Annotated in this window: 15 protein-coding genes and 3 pseudogenes; all 18 read left to right on the plus strand. The window is 50.6% G+C overall.

All coding sequences use genetic code 11. From position 1 onward, the window contains the following. The 18 genes and pseudogenes from SLW75_RS02025 to SLW75_RS02110 all read left to right on the plus strand — a co-directional run bounded on the left by SLW75_RS02025 (nucleotide 1) and on the right by SLW75_RS02110 (nucleotide 17,251). Nucleotides 1-4,266: an RHS repeat-associated core domain-containing protein gene (locus tag SLW75_RS02025; RefSeq protein ID WP_410933384.1), complete on the plus strand. Its 4,266-nt coding sequence runs from the start codon at nucleotides 1-3 to the stop codon at nucleotides 4,264-4,266. Next, on the plus strand, nucleotides 4,266-5,285 hold the full coding sequence (locus tag SLW75_RS02030; protein WP_410933385.1) for a hypothetical protein: 1,020 nt from the start codon (nucleotides 4,266-4,268) through the stop codon (nucleotides 5,283-5,285). Before SLW75_RS02025 ends, SLW75_RS02030 begins: the two co-directional genes overlap by 1 nt. Nucleotides 5,286-5,881: 596 nt before the next feature. After that, nucleotides 5,882-6,265, plus strand: coding sequence for a hypothetical protein (locus tag SLW75_RS02035; protein WP_410933386.1), 384 nt, complete (start codon nucleotides 5,882-5,884; stop codon nucleotides 6,263-6,265). Between the two features lie 306 nt (nucleotides 6,266-6,571). Beyond that, nucleotides 6,572-7,030, plus strand: coding sequence for a hypothetical protein (locus SLW75_RS02040; protein ID WP_410933387.1), 459 nt, complete (start codon nucleotides 6,572-6,574; stop codon nucleotides 7,028-7,030). 127 nt (nucleotides 7,031-7,157) lie between these two features. Then, nucleotides 7,158-7,411 (plus strand): annotated as a pseudogene (locus SLW75_RS02045) (hypothetical protein); the annotation flags it as partial. A 60-nt stretch (nucleotides 7,412-7,471) separates the two neighbouring features. After that, nucleotides 7,472-7,942, plus strand: coding sequence for an SMI1/KNR4 family protein (locus SLW75_RS02050; protein WP_410933388.1), 471 nt, complete (start codon nucleotides 7,472-7,474; stop codon nucleotides 7,940-7,942). Between the two features lie 272 nt (nucleotides 7,943-8,214). After that, nucleotides 8,215-9,417, plus strand: a pseudogene (locus SLW75_RS02055) (DUF6531 domain-containing protein); the annotation flags it as partial. Between the two features lie 122 nt (nucleotides 9,418-9,539). Then, nucleotides 9,540-9,893: a hypothetical protein gene (locus SLW75_RS02060; protein ID WP_410933389.1), complete on the plus strand. Its 354-nt coding sequence runs from the start codon at nucleotides 9,540-9,542 to the stop codon at nucleotides 9,891-9,893. A 292-nt stretch (nucleotides 9,894-10,185) separates the two neighbouring features. After that, nucleotides 10,186-11,090, plus strand: a pseudogene (locus SLW75_RS02065) (RHS repeat domain-containing protein); the annotation flags it as partial. Between the two features lie 19 nt (nucleotides 11,091-11,109). Further along, a complete protein-coding gene (locus tag SLW75_RS02070; protein WP_410933390.1) occupies nucleotides 11,110-11,385 on the plus strand; it encodes a hypothetical protein in 276 nt (91 codons plus the stop codon). Nucleotides 11,386-12,379: 994 nt separating this feature from the next. Next, complete coding sequence (locus tag SLW75_RS02075) at nucleotides 12,380-12,865, plus strand: SMI1/KNR4 family protein (RefSeq protein WP_410933391.1); 486 nt, start codon at nucleotides 12,380-12,382, stop codon at nucleotides 12,863-12,865. A gap of 307 nt (nucleotides 12,866-13,172) precedes the next feature. After that, nucleotides 13,173-13,661, plus strand: coding sequence for a hypothetical protein (locus SLW75_RS02080; protein WP_410933392.1), 489 nt, complete (start codon nucleotides 13,173-13,175; stop codon nucleotides 13,659-13,661). Nucleotides 13,662-13,941: 280 nt separating this feature from the next. Next, nucleotides 13,942-14,373, plus strand: coding sequence for an SMI1/KNR4 family protein (locus tag SLW75_RS02085; RefSeq protein ID WP_410933393.1), 432 nt, complete (start codon nucleotides 13,942-13,944; stop codon nucleotides 14,371-14,373). Nucleotides 14,374-14,614: 241 nt separating this feature from the next. Further along, complete coding sequence (locus tag SLW75_RS02090; protein ID WP_410933394.1) at nucleotides 14,615-14,965, plus strand: hypothetical protein; 351 nt, start codon at nucleotides 14,615-14,617, stop codon at nucleotides 14,963-14,965. A 130-nt stretch (nucleotides 14,966-15,095) separates the two neighbouring features. Further along, a complete protein-coding gene (locus SLW75_RS02095; RefSeq protein ID WP_410933395.1) occupies nucleotides 15,096-15,443 on the plus strand; it encodes a hypothetical protein in 348 nt (115 codons plus the stop codon). A 92-nt stretch (nucleotides 15,444-15,535) separates the two neighbouring features. Next, on the plus strand, nucleotides 15,536-15,979 hold the full coding sequence (locus SLW75_RS02100; protein ID WP_410933396.1) for a DUF6386 family protein: 444 nt from the start codon (nucleotides 15,536-15,538) through the stop codon (nucleotides 15,977-15,979). Between the two features lie 176 nt (nucleotides 15,980-16,155). Further along, the gene (locus SLW75_RS02105; protein WP_410933397.1) at nucleotides 16,156-16,635 is read left to right on the plus strand and encodes a hypothetical protein; all 480 of its coding nucleotides are present in this window, start codon (nucleotides 16,156-16,158) and stop codon (nucleotides 16,633-16,635) included. A gap of 52 nt (nucleotides 16,636-16,687) precedes the next feature. After that, the gene (locus SLW75_RS02110) at nucleotides 16,688-17,251 is read left to right on the plus strand and encodes a hypothetical protein (protein WP_410933398.1); all 564 of its coding nucleotides are present in this window, start codon (nucleotides 16,688-16,690) and stop codon (nucleotides 17,249-17,251) included. The last annotated feature ends 21 nt before the right edge of the window (nucleotides 17,252-17,272 follow it).

Raw genomic sequence — 17,272 nt, forward strand, 5'->3', positions numbered from 1 at the left:
ATGTTCGAAGCGGCGCGTTGGGGAGACGGAATAGAACACACCTGGGCTCTGGGCGGTTTTCTAGCGGGTGCGGTCATTGGGATTGCAATGGCAGTTGCTGCTGGCGCTTTATTTGCGTGCACGTTGGGCCTAGGCACTATTCTCCTCATAGGTGTACTTTCAGTAGGATCCGGTGTCATGCCTGCTGTGGGAGAGGCATGGGGCTCTTCGCGAGCCTCTCCGGCCGGGGGCATCCTGTTGGCAGGATGTTCAGCGGATGTGTTTATCAATAGCCGCAATGCCGCTCATGCCATATTGAGCATGGCCACCTGCGACAAGCATCCGCCTCCAGTGAAAGTCGCTGAAGGTTCTAGCAACATTTTCATCAACAACGTCGCGGCTTCGCGCAAGGGCGATAAGGTGACCTGTGATGCAAGAATCGCAACCGGGTCAAGCGACGTTTTTATCGGTGGCGGTACCACGCGTTATCTTCACGTGGACGAGGAGATTTCTGACGAGCTGCGCTTTGGCGTTGATATAGCGATCATCGTAGCGGGCGGGTGGCGGGCACTCGGCAAAGTTTTTAGCCTCGGCCTGACCGCAGGGCTTAAAGCGGCTGGGCCCTGCGCACTAAAATTCATCGCCGGGGTGACGGGTACATACCTGTTCGGTCGCTTTGTCGCCGGGCCAGCGATTGGAGGTGCGATAGGTGCTGCGACCGGCAATCCCGTCGACCTCACCACCGGCCGTAAATTACTGTTTGAGTCAGGCGAAACCGATTTTGTGTTACCGGGTCTGATGCCTATCGAGTGGTCCCGCTTCTATGCCAGCGATCTTGCCGTTGAAAGCGTCCTAGGCCGAGGCTGGGTGCTGCCTTGGGAACAAAGCCTGCGCAGAAGCGGCAGCTTTGTGTACCTCACCGACAATCAGGGCCGCAGCGTGCCCTTTGTCGACATCGAGCCTGGCGAAAGCGTCTACAACCCCTACGAGCAGATCTATCTGGTCCGATCGCCCGGCGGCCACTACCTCCTGCAAACCCTCGATAACACCTTCTTCTACTTCGGCGAAGTGCCGGACGACAACACACAGGTGCCCTTGCAGCGTCTGGAAAATGCGCTGGGGCATTATCTGCATTTCACCCGAACCGCCGACGGTACGCTTACCGACATCAGCGCCCCCGGCGGCGTGCGTATTCACCTGCATTACGACGATCAGCTTGGTCGCCTGACTGACGTCAAGCGCATAGTTGGCAATGAGGCCGTCGAAACCCTCGTTCAGTATCGCTACACCCACGACGGCCAGGTGAGCGAAGTGATCAACCGTAACGGCGATACGATGCGCCGTTTCAGTTATGCCGAAGGCGTGATGATCAGCCACAGCAATGCCTTGGGCCTGAGCTGCAACTACCGCTGGGAAACCATCGACGGTCAGCCGCGCGTAGTGGAGCATTGGACCAGTGACGGCGAGCACTTTCATTTTCGCTACGACTTCCAAAAGCGCACGTCCTGGGCAGTTGACGTGCTCGGGCGCGAGCTTGAGGTGCATTACAACGAGGATCGCCTTGTCATCGCCAGCCGCGATTACGGCGGTGAGCGCTACGCCATGGACCTGGACGAATTCAGTAACCTGACCGGCATTACGCTACCCGATGGCAATAAGCTGGCGTTCAAGTACGACGACTTCTCTCGCTTGATCGAAGAAACCGATCCGCTGGGCCGCAAGATCCGCTACAAACACCACCTTGGTACGAGGTTGGTGACCGAAGCGACTTATCCTGATGGCAGCGTCTGGAAAGCCCGATACGACGATAAAGGCAACCTTATCGCTGAAGTTGATGCACTCGGCCACAAGACGGAGTACCTCAACAGCGACGACGGCTTACCGCACACCATCATCGACGCCACATACAAATCCAAATACCTGTGGTGGAACGAGTTGGCGCAGGTGGAGCGGTTTCAGGATTGCTCGGGCAAAAACACCTTCTACACCTACGATGATCGGTCCCATCTAGTCGCCGTCACCGACGCGCTGAACCAGACGACAAGACTTGAGCGCAAACCCGACGGCGAAGTGGTGCGCATTGAGCACCCCGATGGCACAGCCGAGTCGTTTACCTACAACGCACTCGGCCAAGTCCTGACGCATACCGATGGCAAGGGCCAGATTACGCGTCTGCTGCGCACGGCGCGCGGACTCCCAGCCAGCAGCCAGGACGCCAAGGGCCAGCGCATCAGTTACGAGTACGACAAGGCGATTCGCCTGACAGCGCTGGTCAACGAAAACAATGCGACTTATGAATTTGCTTATGACGTTTCGGATCGCTTGATCGAAGAAAAACGCATCGACAACCTGACGCGTCGGTTCAGCTACAACCAGGGTGGGCATCTGACGCGGCTGGATGAAATCGGCTACGGCGATAGGGCCGAGCGGCCACAGCGTAGTACGGAATTTGAGCGTGATGTGATTGGTCGCCTGCTGGCGAAGGTCAACCAGGATACACGGCAGGACTATGGTTACGACGAAGGCGATCGGCTGCTGTCGATTGCGCGATTGCCGACCTCGATTGGTAAGAAACTTGGCATCGGCGAAGAGAAACTGGAATTTGCCTACGACATACTGGGCCGCTTGATCAAAGAAACGACGCCGCAAGGTGCGCTTTCCTACGAATACGATCCGCTCAGCAACCTGACCACGCTGACATTGCCGACTGGTCAGCACCTGAATCATCTGTACTACGGCAGCGGCCACCTGCACCAACTCAACCTCGACGGGCTACTCATCAGTGACATGGAGCGCGATGATCTGCATCGTGAGGTCTACCGATCGCAGGGCAAGCTGACCAGTTGCTTTGGCTACGACGCCATGGGGCGCAAGAGCTGGCAGTTCGCGTCGACCTTGCCTGCCGACAAGCTGTCGCAGATTCAGAATCCGGGGATCAACACCTCGTTGCTGGTCGATCATGCGTACAACCCGATTCACCGGCGATATGAGTACGACCCGGCGGGAGAGCTGACCCGGACGCTCGATAAGCTACGCGGCGAGATCAAATACGAATACGAAGCCAACGGCCAACTGCACAGTCGTGATACCGGTCGTTTGGTCGATAGCGAAGAGTTCCGCTACGACGCTGCGGCCAACCGCCTGAACTTCAACACCAGCCAGTTTGACCAGGTTAAAGACAACCGCATAAAACGCTGGCGCGACCAAGAATATGCCTACGACGCGTGGGGCAACCTGATTGAGAAGCGGGTAGGGCTGGGCAAGCTTCAGACGTTTACATATGACTGCGAAAACCGGCTCGTGCGCGCGGAGACAATGGTCAACAGCCAGACGCATAGCGTTGGCACGTATCGGTATGACAGCCTGGGCCGTCGGGTTGGAAAGACGTCTGAGATTCAAGGGCGAACCGAGCACAAGCATTTCCTCTGGCAAGGCCTGCGCATGTTGCGCGCGGAGTCGCCGGAACAGAGCAGCCTCTACATCTACGAGCCAGGCAGCTATGCGCCACTTGCCCGGGTTGACCATAACGAAGGTCAGGCAGAGCGGAAGCTTTACTACTTCCATACCGACCAGATAGGCACGCCGCTTGAGATGACTGATGTCAACGGCCAGATCGTTTGGCAAGCGACGTACAAGGCTTGGGGCGAGGTCGAAACGCTTGCCGTGAGCGAGGTTGAGCAGAACCTGCGGTTTCAGGGTCAGTACTTCGACGATGAAACGGGGCTGCACTACAACACGTTTAGGTACTACGACGCGGAAGTTGGACGGTTCATTACGCAGGATCCGGTTGGGTTGGTTGGCGGCGACAATCTTTACCGTTACGCCCCAAATGCGATCACGTGGGTTGATCCTTTGGGATTGATGCCGTTGGGCAATCCTGTGTTATTGGGGCACCATATGGTTCCGCACGCTGTCGCGACCAAGCTGGGAATCGCTCCTTTCAACTCTCTCCATAACGTGCCCTCAATGTATTGGTTGCAACCGGGGCAATGGAACAAGGTCGAGCACAGTGGTATGCATGGCTACAATAACATGGGAGCTAATACTAGGCCGCTCGTCACCGCAGATGCTGTGAGGGCGAAAGGGTTAACGAACGAGGGTTGGCTCAAGTCGTTGGAGACTCATTATAACAATCCAGAAATTGCGCACCTTAGAGGTGATGTAAGAGTTATCGAAAATGGGCGGCCCGGTAAGATTCTCGCGTCTAACGTCTCGCCATCCCAAGCTTGGGAAGCAACAAAACAATGGGCGAGAAGTAAAGGATTTGCCATGGGGGGATGTAGTTGATGTTAAGCTTCGAGAGTAAGTATCTTACATTGAACGATTCAAGGGTTGTCGCGAGTGCGACTATAAGTTTAGGTGCTACTTCAATAGATCTTCGCGATTATGACTTCTCACGATTTTCAGAGGAGCAGCGTAAAGTCATTTTTCGATGGACCAGAAATGTGGGTTGTTTCGATTACGGTCCGACATTCAAGTCCACGTTATTATCAAAAAAACAAGTTGTCATAAATCTGTCGTCTACAGCCGAAACTATTTCTATTGAGGTTGCCGGTGAGCGAGTTACTCTCGACTCGGCACCATTACCCGCGGGCATCTATCACCTAGATTTGGCTATTTACTTGGATAGGCCATTGGAGGCGCTAGGTGATGTGCCCGATCATATTAAGCCCATGCTTGAATACAGTGAGATCGTCAACGTAACTGCAGTGCTTTCTGAACTAGGTAAGGCTTCGTCAGAAATTGAGCGTTATCCGGGGCCCGTGTACGATGGCGCTGCGCGGCTGGGTTTTTTTCTCGCTGACATAGATAAAATGGATGCCTTCATTAAACAAAACCTTTCTGGTGAGATAATTGATCTGCAGAAAGAGTTTTGTGAGACGGAAATCGCTAATTATCTATTTGAAGCAGGTCTGCTAGTTTTGGTATGGGGTATGACGCCGTGGCACTACTATATTCACGGGCTTGCCAAGTGCGAGGATGTTGATCTCGTTCCGAATGTGCCTTTACCTCAGTTCAATGGTAGATATAAGGTTAGGGACGATATCCAGGAGCTTAGCATAGTCCCCGGCGAGCAATTGCTGAACTGGCCATTATGTCGGACGCAAGAATGGCCGAAAATAGCGCTGCCAGGTAGTGGCGAAGGTGTGTCAGTAGATGTGCACTTGAGGGGTTTTGATCCCATCCCGGGCGAATTTGGACCATTACTTGCGGTGATTACAGTTCAGCGAACAGATGCTGATCCAGAGATCGCACCGCTTCTTGCCGTAGACATCGAGAGCGTGGAGGCAGGGCCTGGATATTAAATTGCTACCGCCGTCGTGGACTCTTTCAGATTGAGTGGGTTCACCTCTATGCGCGACGGCGTCTAGCGACAGCGATGGACAATGCTAGCATCTTGGAACGATCGATACCCTGAAGTCTACGAGTAGACTTGATCGTAATCCCGACAGTTTAGTCTTGCGCATCGTGTGTCTGGACAGCGTTGCCTAGCCATTCACACCCAAAGCAATTGGCCAAGTCCTCACGCGCACCTATGGCAGAGCTCAGACCACGCGGCTGGTGCCTACGGCACGCGGATTGGCGTCCTGCCGGCAGGACGCCAAGGGCCAGCGCATCAATTATGGGTACGACAAAGCAATTCGCTTCACCGCACTGTACAACTAAAAAAACGTCACGTACAACTTCGAATATCATGCCTCCGAACGACTGACCGAAGAGAAGCTTATCGACAACTTTATGCGCCAGTTCAGCCACAACGTCGGTGGTCACCTAACGCGTGTCGATGAAATTACGCTGCTACAACGGTTTCGTGTATTCGACCGATAATCAGGCCCGAACGGGGCCGTTTGTAGATATCAACCGCAAGGGAGTCGATCTGGCCTAAAGGTGTTTGATCCAAATGAACTCTAGATATTTATTAGAAAACGCAGACTTTGAAGGATTCATTAAATCTGGCTACTTTGATCGCCGAACTGCTGAGGTGCTAGCTAAAAAAATTGTAAATAGCTGGCTTCTTATTCCCTTAGATGTAGATGGCTACAACGAAGAGGAGTTGCCGGCAATTCGTTCCATAATAGAGTTTCGCGCTAATAACCTAAAATCTCAGCGGCACGTGCTCAACGGTGCGACAAAGTGTCTGCAATCTCTGAGAGGCAAAGATAATTCTGATAAGCGGGCTTGGGTAGCGATGAAAATCCACAAAAGTATGCTGATTTTTATCGTCAATGTTACGATTTGCGAAATTGACGGATGCATGTCTTTACAAGTTGTCAAGCCCCATTAGAGCGCGCCGTTAACGGTGTGAAAGTCCCTGTTTTAAATTGATTCATCAGCGCTGGCCCGCATTCGACGACTGCAGCGCGTTTAACTAGGCTTCACTGCAAAACTAAGAAGCCTGAAGACAGGCAAAGTAAGTGTTAAATACTTGCACTATGAACTGCATCACACGGACGTCCCACAACGTGTTTGCGGCGAAAGCGTGCACAGTAGTTCTAACCTGACTGGGATTGATCGCTGGCAGCATGCCGCTGTGGACAAGTTTTAGGCGCGCAGGTTCCGAGTTGTTGGAAGTGATTAAGGGAGTGAGCTCATGGTAGATGTGGATAAGAGGTATATTTTATTCAGTTCAGTGGTCATCGAGATTGCATCGAAAAAGTTTAATGCCGGAGTCAGTCATGAGGAAGCTGAGCCGTTTGTAAAAGCGCTGTATGAAAAATATATTGGTTTGAATCTGCCGCAGCCGGATTTGACGTGGATATCGGCAACGCCCAGGTCAGCAAAAGCTTGGGTTGCAGATGAACTAGAGGGTAGGTTCGCTAGTTACGGGCAACGCCCTCGTTGGCTCCACCAACCAAGTTGGCGATTTTTAGATGGTGTGCCAATGTCATTTGTACACCAGTTCTCTGTCGAGGCTGGAGGGGATGATTATTTTGGTGGAGTCATGACGTATGTCTTTTTTGGAAGAAATTTTATCGGGGGGGAGGATTGGGAACTCGTCGTAAAAATGGTTCAACAAGATGAAGATGAGTCCGGTTCCACTTTCCTATAGTATCACTGCGAGAAGGGTTATCCCCTCGACTAATCAAGGCCGGCCGCCAGATGGGAATGAAAGCCATCATGCCGTGCGTCATGAACTCCACCGCAGGGTTCGTTGCGGGCGAAGTTGCCAGTCGCTGGTGCCGTTGCAACGTCTGGAAAATGCGCTCGGGCATTATCTGCATTTCTCCCGAACGGCCGACGGTACGCTTACCGAAATCAGCGCACCCGGCGGCGTGCGTGTGTATTTGCACTACGACAATCCTTTGGACCGCCTAACCGACGTCAAGCGCATAGTGGGCAATGAAGCCGTCGAAACCCTCGTCCAGTATCGTTACACCACCGGGGCCAGTTGGGCGAAATGATCAACCGCAACGTCGAATCGCGGTCCTTTTAATGCTTGGAAAAAGACCTTTTTGAAAGAGCGGTCTTTAGATTTTTTTCAGAGTTGATCATGACTTATATAGATGTTATTGAAAACGAAATGAATTTGAGCAGTGACGAGCCTGCATTTTCCGGAGGCGCGAGTGATGAAGTTATAGCTGAGTTCGAAAAAGCATTACGGGTTCAGTTTCCTCCCTCCTATAAGCTGTTCCTTAAAAAATTTGGTGCGTTATCTTTTGGTGGTAACACATATTATGGTATTACCAAAAGCGGGCTCACAGCCGCGGAGGTGCCCTGCGTGTGTTTTGCAGCAAGGTTTGCTCGAGATGCGGGAGATGCGGATCCGAAAATGATCGTAGTTAAGGCATCGGGCTACGGTCCTTTATTTTCCATCGATACTTCTCAGCTTAGCCCGTCGGGCGAGGCGGTAGTAGTATTGACGGAGCTGGCTTTCAAGCGAGATGGTGCCAAAGAAGTTATGTACGAAAGTTTTGAAGCGTTTTTCTGCGACACTGTGCGCAACTCAATAGCGGAGTTCTAACTATCCGGAATACGCTTACCGCCGGCGTTATATTTTTGACACTTGGAATATGTGATCGAAGAGCCGTAACGTCAAGTTGGCGTAGCGGCGGTTAAGTGGTATTGCCAAAGGTGGATTATTGCGCCTAAGCGGAGCGACTAGTTAGGCTCATAGCGTCGGTGCGCTTAGATTTCAGATAGCCACTCACCGGATGTCAGGATGCGGCAATTCCAAGCGAAGGCAGCTATCTCGCAGCCAGCTCTCGGACTGGCCTGCGCTCGGGACAGTCTTCGGGGCAGGTTGGCAATCCCGTCGATCTCAAAGCAGGCCGCAAGCTGTTGCTGGACTCAAGCGAAACCGACTTCGTGCTGCCCGGCCTGATGCCGATTGAATGGTCCCGCTTCTATGCCAGCGACCTGACCGTCGACAGCGTGTTGGGTCAGGGCTGGGTCTTGCCCTGGGAGCAGAGCCTGCGCCGCAGCGGCAGCTTCGTTTACCTCACCGACAACCAGGGCCGCAGCGTGCCCTTTGTCGACATCGAGCCCGGCGAACGCATCTACAACCCCTACGAGCAGATCCACCTGGTTCGCACCCTGGGCGGCCACTACCCGCTGCAAACCCTGGACAACGTGTTTTTCTACTTCGGCGAAGTGCCGGACGACAACACCTCGGTGCCGTTGCAGCGCCTGGAAAATGCGCTGGGTCATTACCTGCATTTCACCCGCACCGTCGAAGGCACGCTCACCGATATCAGCGCGCCGGGCGGCGTGCGGATTCACCTGCATTACGACAACCCGCTGGGTCGCCTGAGCGACGTCAAACGCATAGTCGACAACCTGGCCGTTGAAACCCTCGTCCAGTACCGCTACGACGACAACGGTCAGCTCCTCGAGGTGATCAATCGCAATGGCGATTGCATGCGCCGGTTCAGCTACGCCGAAGGCGTGATGGTCAGCCACAGCAACGCATTGGGTTTGAGCTGTAACTACCGCTGGGAAACCATTGATGGCCAGCCGCGGGTGGTTGAGCATTGGACCAGTGACGGCGAACACTTTCATTTTCGTTATGACTTCAAGAACAGAACGTCCTGGGCCGTCGACGTGCTCGGCCGCGAGCTCGAAGTGCAGTACAACGAGGACAAACGGGTCATCGCCAGCCGCGACTTCGGCGGTGAGCGTTACGGTATCGACCTCGACGAAGCGGGCAATACGACCGCCATCAGCCTGCCCGACGGGAATCGTCTGACGTTCAAGTACGATGATTTTTCACGCCTGATCGAAGAGACCGACCCGCTCGGTCGAAGCATCACCTACAGCATCACCTACAGTACCACCTTGATCACCGAAACCGCCTTCCCGGACAGCAGCGTCTGGAAAGCCCGTTATGACGACAAAGGCAACCTGATCCCTGAAACCGTTCCGCTGGGGCACAAGACCGAATACCTCAACAGCGACGACGGCCTGCCGCACATCATTATCGACGCTACCTACAAAACGTAATATCTCTGGTGGAAAAGAACTGGAGGAAGCGGGTAAGTATTTGATGGTTTTGGAGAGAAAAGTATGAAAAATTCTTTTTTTGATATCTAATTGCTAACTCCCGAATGAGGGCTTTGAATATGGGCGAAAGTCAGGTGCTGAAAAAACTCAAAGAAATTGAAGTTGGTCTTGGGGGTAAGATTTCTCAAAATTATAAAAAGTTCTCTGCTGAAGTGATACAGGGGGATGGTGTTTATGAGCTGAAGCTTGTGTCAGGAGGCCAGGTATGTATTTATGGTTGTGCAAAGTTGCTTGAAAGAAATGCAGCGTATGAAGTGCAATTCTATGAGTCTGGCTATTTTCTAATCGGCCAGGATGGAGATTTAGGATATTTTTTAAGTTTAAGAGGAGAGGATGAAGTCTATAGCTTGGATTTGGGAGCTTTAGGGTCGTTAACTATGAATAAAGAAGCTGATAGCATTTATGGGTTGTAAATATTAGCGCCAGCAATTTGATCGGCACTACACCGACCAATTGCTGGTCAACGATGCGGTATAAAATTGATTGAGCTACAACGTCAACATTCTGATGTCGACCGATGGCGCCAAGGGTCTGGTAGGCATCTACAGGATTGGCATTATAGGTTTGAAGGTCGCGGCTCTCTGCACGTCCCTCGTGGTTGGTGACGCCATTATGCGTTTCGAAATTTCGTCGATGGCCGCCAAAGTCACTGGCGGCCTGCTCGGCAATCCTGTCCAAATGACTACCGGACGTAAGCTTCTGCTGGAAAAGCTTCCGCAGATCCTCAACCGCGTCGACAACAGTCTGCTGGTCGAACACGCCCAAAACCCGATCCACCACCCCTACGAATACGACCCAGCCGGCGAATTGACCCGCACCCTGGACAAGCTGCGCGGCGAAATCAAGTACGAATATGAAGCCAACGGGCAGTTGCGCCGTCGCGACACAGGCAATCTCGTCGACGGCGGAGAGTTCAGGTACGACGCTGCGGCGAACCGCCTGAACTTCAACACCAGCCAGTTTGATCAGGTGAATGACAACCGCATCAAGCAATGGCGCGATCAGGAATATGCCTATGATGCGTGGGGTAACCTGATTGAAAAACGGTCAGGGCTAACCAAGCTGCAGACGTTCACAGTGTTGGCACCTACCGGTATCACAGCTTGGGTTGTCGGGTCGCGAGGACATCCGAGATTGCAGGGCAAACCGAGCACAAGAAGTTCCTATGGCCAGGCCTGCGGATGCTGCGTGAGGAAACGCCAGGGCAGAGCAGCCTCTATATTTACGAGCCAGGAAGCGACACGCCTCTCGCCAGGATTGACCAGAGCGAAGGTGAGGCAGAGCGGAAGGCTTATTACTTTCATACCGACTAAATCGGCACGACGCTTGAGATGACGGATGTGGACGGCCAGATCGTTTGGCTAGCGACATACAAGTCGTGGGGAGAGGTCGAAACGCTCGCCGTGAGTGAGGTTGAGCAAAATCTTCGGTTTCAGGGTCAATACTTTAACGCGTCAAATCCATTGATCTGGCTAGATCCGCTGGGCCTTGCAAGTTTCAACAACCCTGTTATTTATGACGTTCATGCAGAATCCCGATTGCCCGCCGATATGTATCGGATGAGTGATGGAAAAAAGTTTCAGGAAGCTAATCGGCAGCTATATTACTGAATGAAAAAATGAGCTGCTGTTGAAGGCCACACTAGAAACCAAGTATCCCGGTGTTAGTGAAGCAGTATCACCAGGTAAGCGCGGCGCCTTTCCAAGAAAGGTGCCGACTGATCTTGGGTGGGAGACAACTTGGCATGACCATGAAACAGTCGGCGGTTTATTACTGTTGCTGGATGGCCCAGACCATAACTCCAAACATTTGGACTATCATCCTAAAGGTCATGGAGGAAGAAAAACGTGGGGCGATGGTTCAAGTTGCGGTGAAATAACGGAGCAAGTAAATGAGATCATATAATTCGTTATGTCAAATGATCATCGACCTCCCCAACTTAGAATCGGGGGAATGGATATATGCAAACACAGAATCCTGGTGCCGAAAACCTGAGGATACTAAGTTCTATTACATTCCGTGGGATTATCTTCAAAGTCTAGATGATGATCAGATATATTTAGATGATCAGGATATGGAGTTTCCGCTGCAGGTCCATGGCTTTGGTTTGCGCAGCTGGATGCTAGTAAGCTCCCTCTTGTATGTATTGGCTAATAAAGTGGCGGGAGGGCATGACACGGGTTGGCTTGTTGATGAAATAAATTATTACCGGGAGAACGACACGTTCAGGACATAGGTAGGCTCGGAGATAACTCATTGGGGCAGCGGTTACTTCATGAATGATGAAAAATTTGTTCATCAGCCGTGGACGAACAACCTTGTGGAAGCGAATGATATATCTAGGGTGATTGGTGCCAGATGAAGAGGACTTTAGGACAGATTTAGATTTCACGCTGTGCAGAATCCCGATGCTGATATCTAGAAATAGCAGCATGACCTACCATGATCAATTGTGTCTAGATACACAGTGTTAATGCGGTTTCTTAGAGATAACAAGCTTTTACTTAAGGAACCAGTAAATTCTGGTAGGTCTCTAAAAATAGATTTGGTGTAGAAGAAGTCAGACGTGACGTATCAGTGTTTAGAGCTTTTCAAGAACGCCGTCCCTGGCTGGCATGCGCAAATTGATGGGAGTGGCAAATGCTGAGGCACACCAATGGCAAAAGCCAGATTACGGGGTGGTGCGCAAGGCTTACAGACTCCCGGCGAGCCGCCAGGACGCCAAGCCCCAGCGCATAAGTTACGAATATGACAAAATGATTTGCCTGAGCGCGCTGGTCAACGAAAACAACGCGGCTTATCGCTTTGCATAAGATGCCTCGGATCGTCTGATCGAAGAGAAGCTTATCGGCAACCTAAATCGCGGGTTCAGGAACAACCTGTTAAAAGTGGAGGGCAGATGCAAGAGTTTGTGCTAATGCAACCTGAGAAAGAAATTGAACGGTCATCCATAGCGGGATTAGAAGAGCTTGTCGGATTCAAACTGCCGGTTTCATTTGTCCAACTATACCTAAAGTCTAATGGAGGTATCCCCAGTAGGAGTTGGGTTGTTACAGAGGATGGATATGAGCCGATGCAAATCTCGGATTTCAAAACTATTTTCTTTGAAGGCGCAGAAAACGCAAGCGATACGGGATTTATTGAGGGGTGTTACAAGCTGATGTGTGAGCAGCATGTAATTCCGTACACTCTTTTACCTTTCGCGACAGATGATGGCGGTAACTTCTTCTGTCTTGATATGCTCAATGGTTGCGTTGTTTTTTACGCTGTGGATACGTTTCGTGAGGATGTAAGCATGGCGGCGAATCAAATTGCTGCCCAAAGAATGGTCGCTAAGTCCTTTGACCAATTCATAGCAGAGCTTGAAGAAGAACCTAAGTACTAGGAAATCACTATCGAGCTGCGATGCAGGTAGTGGGACTGGCGAGTACTAATGCAGCACGGCTCTTTAACAGGTTTAGATAACCAATCCAACAATTCGGTCAGACGCGGTGCTTAGACATAAAGCTAACGCTACTTTTGATAATCATCAGTCTTTCGCTGATGAGCGTCTTCCCGTGTCGTGAACCAACTAGTTCAACGATTCTTTGGGATTGCGCCGCACAGACTGAAAGCTGGCCGAAACTGCTCGTCCGTGTCCAACCCGGCCAACCTCAGGATTTGCCTGCCGAAACCACCGGGCAGCAATAACCATGTTCGAAGCCGCTCGATGGAACGACGAACTTAAATACACCAGCGCCTTGGCGTGGTTTGTGGTAGGTGGAGTTGTCGGCCTTGTGATCGACTACCTTTTTTTAAGAAAGATCGCCCAGGCGATGGGTTGTTTTTTGTCCAGACTGCTTTGGATGTTGAGTGAGGTGAGGATTATGAAGCTTTATACTATTAGAGAAGTTTTAGAAAATATCATACATATGCCTGACTCTTGGTTTTATCTGCCTCCCATTGATTGGGAGCTTGAAACCAAAGGTGCATTCTCACTGAATAGTTGGGAGTTTGCGCCCGACTCTACGGATCATTTACCCCCTCAGGTTATTAGCGAAGGATGGAGGGAAGCGTTAGATAAGGCGTCGATTGAAGACGTAATATCTAATCTGGATCAGCAAAGATCTGACGCCACAACCGAAGACTATTTCAACGCGTTAAAATTTTATTGTGAAAACGATGCTTTTGTGGTGATTTAGATTTTCGTGCTTGTGGTGCTGAGTATTTTGTGAACCTGCTTGGTTAGTGAGCAGAGGCGTATTTTGGATTTACGCACATTGGTTTGCACACCGACGATCTGGAATGCTGGCGCGATCAGGAACAAACCATGCGCCGCATGGGGCGAGCTGATTGCGAAGGGGACAGGCTTGAGCAAGCGGCAGACGATTGTGTATCGTTGCAAATGTGGGCCTGTGGTTTCGGACAAGATAGTCAACGGCCAAGTGCAGCGGTAGGCCCCTATAGAGCGAGTGGTTTTCTATGACCAAAGACCAACTTATTATCGAGCTAAATAAACGTGCGCCTATCGTGAACCTAGGTACCAGCGCAGACGCGCCCTCTGAAGATTGCATTTCCGCTGCTGAACAGCGTCTCGGTGTCAGACTCCCGGAAGAGTACAAGTGGTTCTTACGCACGTTTGGAGGTGGAGAAATTTGCGGGGAGGAGATTTATAGTATCTACGGCGTGCCCCTTGAGGAAGCGGTAGGTGGGGACGTTGTACATCGAAATACCATTGCCAGTGACAACGCCTATATGGGTAAGGTTGTCCTGTCGAATACCGATTTCGGTGAAGAGTTCTTTTTTAAAATTAACCATATTGGTCCTGTATTTTTAGCAGTTGGAGATAGCGTGGATCTTTATGCGACCTGCTTCGTAGATTATCTCTACAAGCGGTTGATGGCGTACGTTTAAGTCAAGCCTCACACGGTGTTGATAGGTTTAAATTGCGAATTCGTTGCCCGGACGTACCCGGTGGCCTAGTTGTTCAAGGTAGGGATCATACGCCTGGCGAAGCGAACGCACGATAGTTCTCCATTAATCGACAGGTGCAAGACATTGGTGTTGGCATCATGGGGGCCAGCAATTAAGTAACATAAATTTATAAGTATGAACAGATCTACAAATTCGAAGGTTTGATAAAAGGATGCAATGCATGAGGCGTGACAGCGAGTTTGTTGGTGCATTATTCAACGAGCTTTTTAACAAGAATTATGAGCAATACGTTTCGTCTTTGAGTAAAGCGATAAACTGCGACACAGATCCGTATGCGAAGGCCAGGATTGCGCTGAGCAGGCTCAATGAAGCTGAGCGTGCAGATGTGTTGGGTTTTCTAAAGGTTGTTATCGCCGACACTGCTTCGGTCTTGTTAGGAACTTTGGATGGGGTGCACTTTCCCGACAATATCTCAGGCGACTTTTCGCTCTCCCTGGAAGGGGAAGAGATTCAGGGAGATCTACAGGATATTTTCATCGATAAAGTCCAGGATCTTAATATATATGGATAGTTTTTGATAGGTATCTTTTCCGGGGCCGATAGCAAGGTGTTGGCCTTAAGCTGCAAAATACGTTGAGAAGCCGTCGATGTCCTCTAATAACTAGTCGAGGGCCTAACGGGCTATCTCTGTAGGAGTGATGATGAACTCTCAAGAATTTGTAAATGTAGTAAAGCTTGTGCTCAGGGATGCAGCCGTTGCAGATGTATTGTCGATTCTGGATGCGCCTCCCGGAAGAAAGCCAAATGAGGCGCTTGTGAAACTTTCAAATTCTTATAACGAAATGAGCCTTGATGATAAAAGACAAATTGAACAGGTAGTTAAAATGTCAGTTGAAACGGCGGTGTTTGGGTTCTTGTGCGTTCTAGATGGCGTTAGAGCGATTGCTAACGGATCTGATAAAGGATCCCTCTCTTTGTTATATGAGGGGGTATGTAGCGTCAAGCTAAATGCTGATTCGGACTTGCATGATTTATTTAACGGTGCCTAGGTTTTCGGCTTAGAGTTCGCTCTAAGGCAGCCGAGCCGCGAGTCAAGGCGATGGGGGCGAATAAACTCGCTAATCCTCAAGTGAGGCAGTCAATGGTAGAAGAGTTTTCAGTTGTGACAGATACTGCCGCCATTGCGGTATTTGATCTCGAAGCCATACGGCATAGGATGGCTGACGCACCTGATTGGTGGAGTATTGCTGAGGATGAGATTCTAGAAGTAAATCAAGGAACTATTGCTTTCCTGGGTTTAGGAGAAGATGGAGAATTTGATATTAGGATTTCCGAAGACTTACAAGATGAAAAGTACGCATTAAATATTTATTTCCCTTCAGGCCAAATTTTCATCGGCGTTGGAGAAGATACCACTGGAGGCGGGCTGGAACCTGACGGTTCAGCCGCTATCCAGGGCAGAATAATGGCTATTGAGCCAGGCATTTATACAATCAAGGTCAAGAAAATTAACAAAACCATACTGCTATCCTTTTCAAAATCACTGAACCGTAGGAACACCCGTAGTCAATCAATAAGGCTTTAACCTTCCATTGGTCTACGGCTTTACTCACTCATCTTGTTTTGTTGAAGGCAGCCCGATGACGCGGTGACACTGCCTGGGAGGAACCCCGCACTGCGCCGCAGGCTCACCAAGACCCATGAGTGAGAGGAGCGAGAAAGCCCTGCCTCCCGCGAACCATCAATCATTTGGAGGTGATCATGTTTAATGTTGATACGGAAATTGAGCGAATTAGCAGTTGTGTATTCTTTAAAGAAATGGGACAGCAAGGCAATACTTCAGAAGGTCTCATTTTTTTAGCTAATGTGGGGGAAGCGTTTGTGGCTCCCACTGACAGTGATTTCATAGGAAAGTATAAAGACATTGAATGGCTGCCCACCTCTGCAACACAGCATGACCCTTTTTATAAGTTTCCCGAGTTTCCGGATGAGTTAGTGGCTATCCGGCTACGGATAAATAAAGCCGTGATGGCGGCCACACGTGGCATTGATACCTGTCCGTTTAAGTCGGGGCGACATGACTTCAGCACCGCTGCGCGAAATGGCATTTGCTATGCATTCAGGCAGTACGCAACTGAGCAATACTTCGCTGCAGGTGATCGTTGGGAAATGACAGTCAGTATGTACTACGCTGGTCGCTGGCCAGTAGGTTATTGGCAGAAAGGTTTGGTGCTTATTTAGAGATGAGTGGAGTCGAGACTAGTCGGGTAATCATGTTCATGAGGTATGTGTAATGGGTAAAACGATTGCGAAGGTCGAACTGTACTCACCGGGGATCGTTATTTTCGATCCTGCGGTGTTTTACGAGTTCCTCAGGTACAACAATGTCCTCGATTCGAATATATTCCGACTGTTCCTGAATGACAAAGTGCTTGGACGGTCAGCGATAGAGCAAGGTGTACTTCTTCCTATGTACCCAATACCAGAGGATGAGTATTCTGTTTTTATGGAAAACTCATCTGCGGGCTCTGAGAGATCGCCCGCGATATTTGACTACAACAGCTTTCCACTTAGAATCGTCTCCGGGCCTACGGTGATTTCAGATCTAAGTGCTCTGTGTGATTGGGATCCTGGTTTCTTTTTAAATTATAAATCTACCTATGCCACCAGGGTGGCCAGCAATGATTACCTGGATGTCACATGCGGTCTGTTTGACGTAACCGTGCGTGGGTATACCGGATTGGAAGCTCCATTCAATCCATTGGGATACGGGCTGGAGTTTAAGCCCACGGACAATTTGCCTGGTGTCGATGATAAAATCGCTGTTGATGATCGTAACTTCACTCTACAGAGCTAGGTCTTAGGCACAGCCCGGCTG

Origin of the sequence: Pseudomonas sp. W5-01 (assembly GCF_046540435.1) — a bacterium.
GTDB classification, from domain to species: domain Bacteria; phylum Pseudomonadota; class Gammaproteobacteria; order Pseudomonadales; family Pseudomonadaceae; genus Aquipseudomonas; species Aquipseudomonas graminis_B.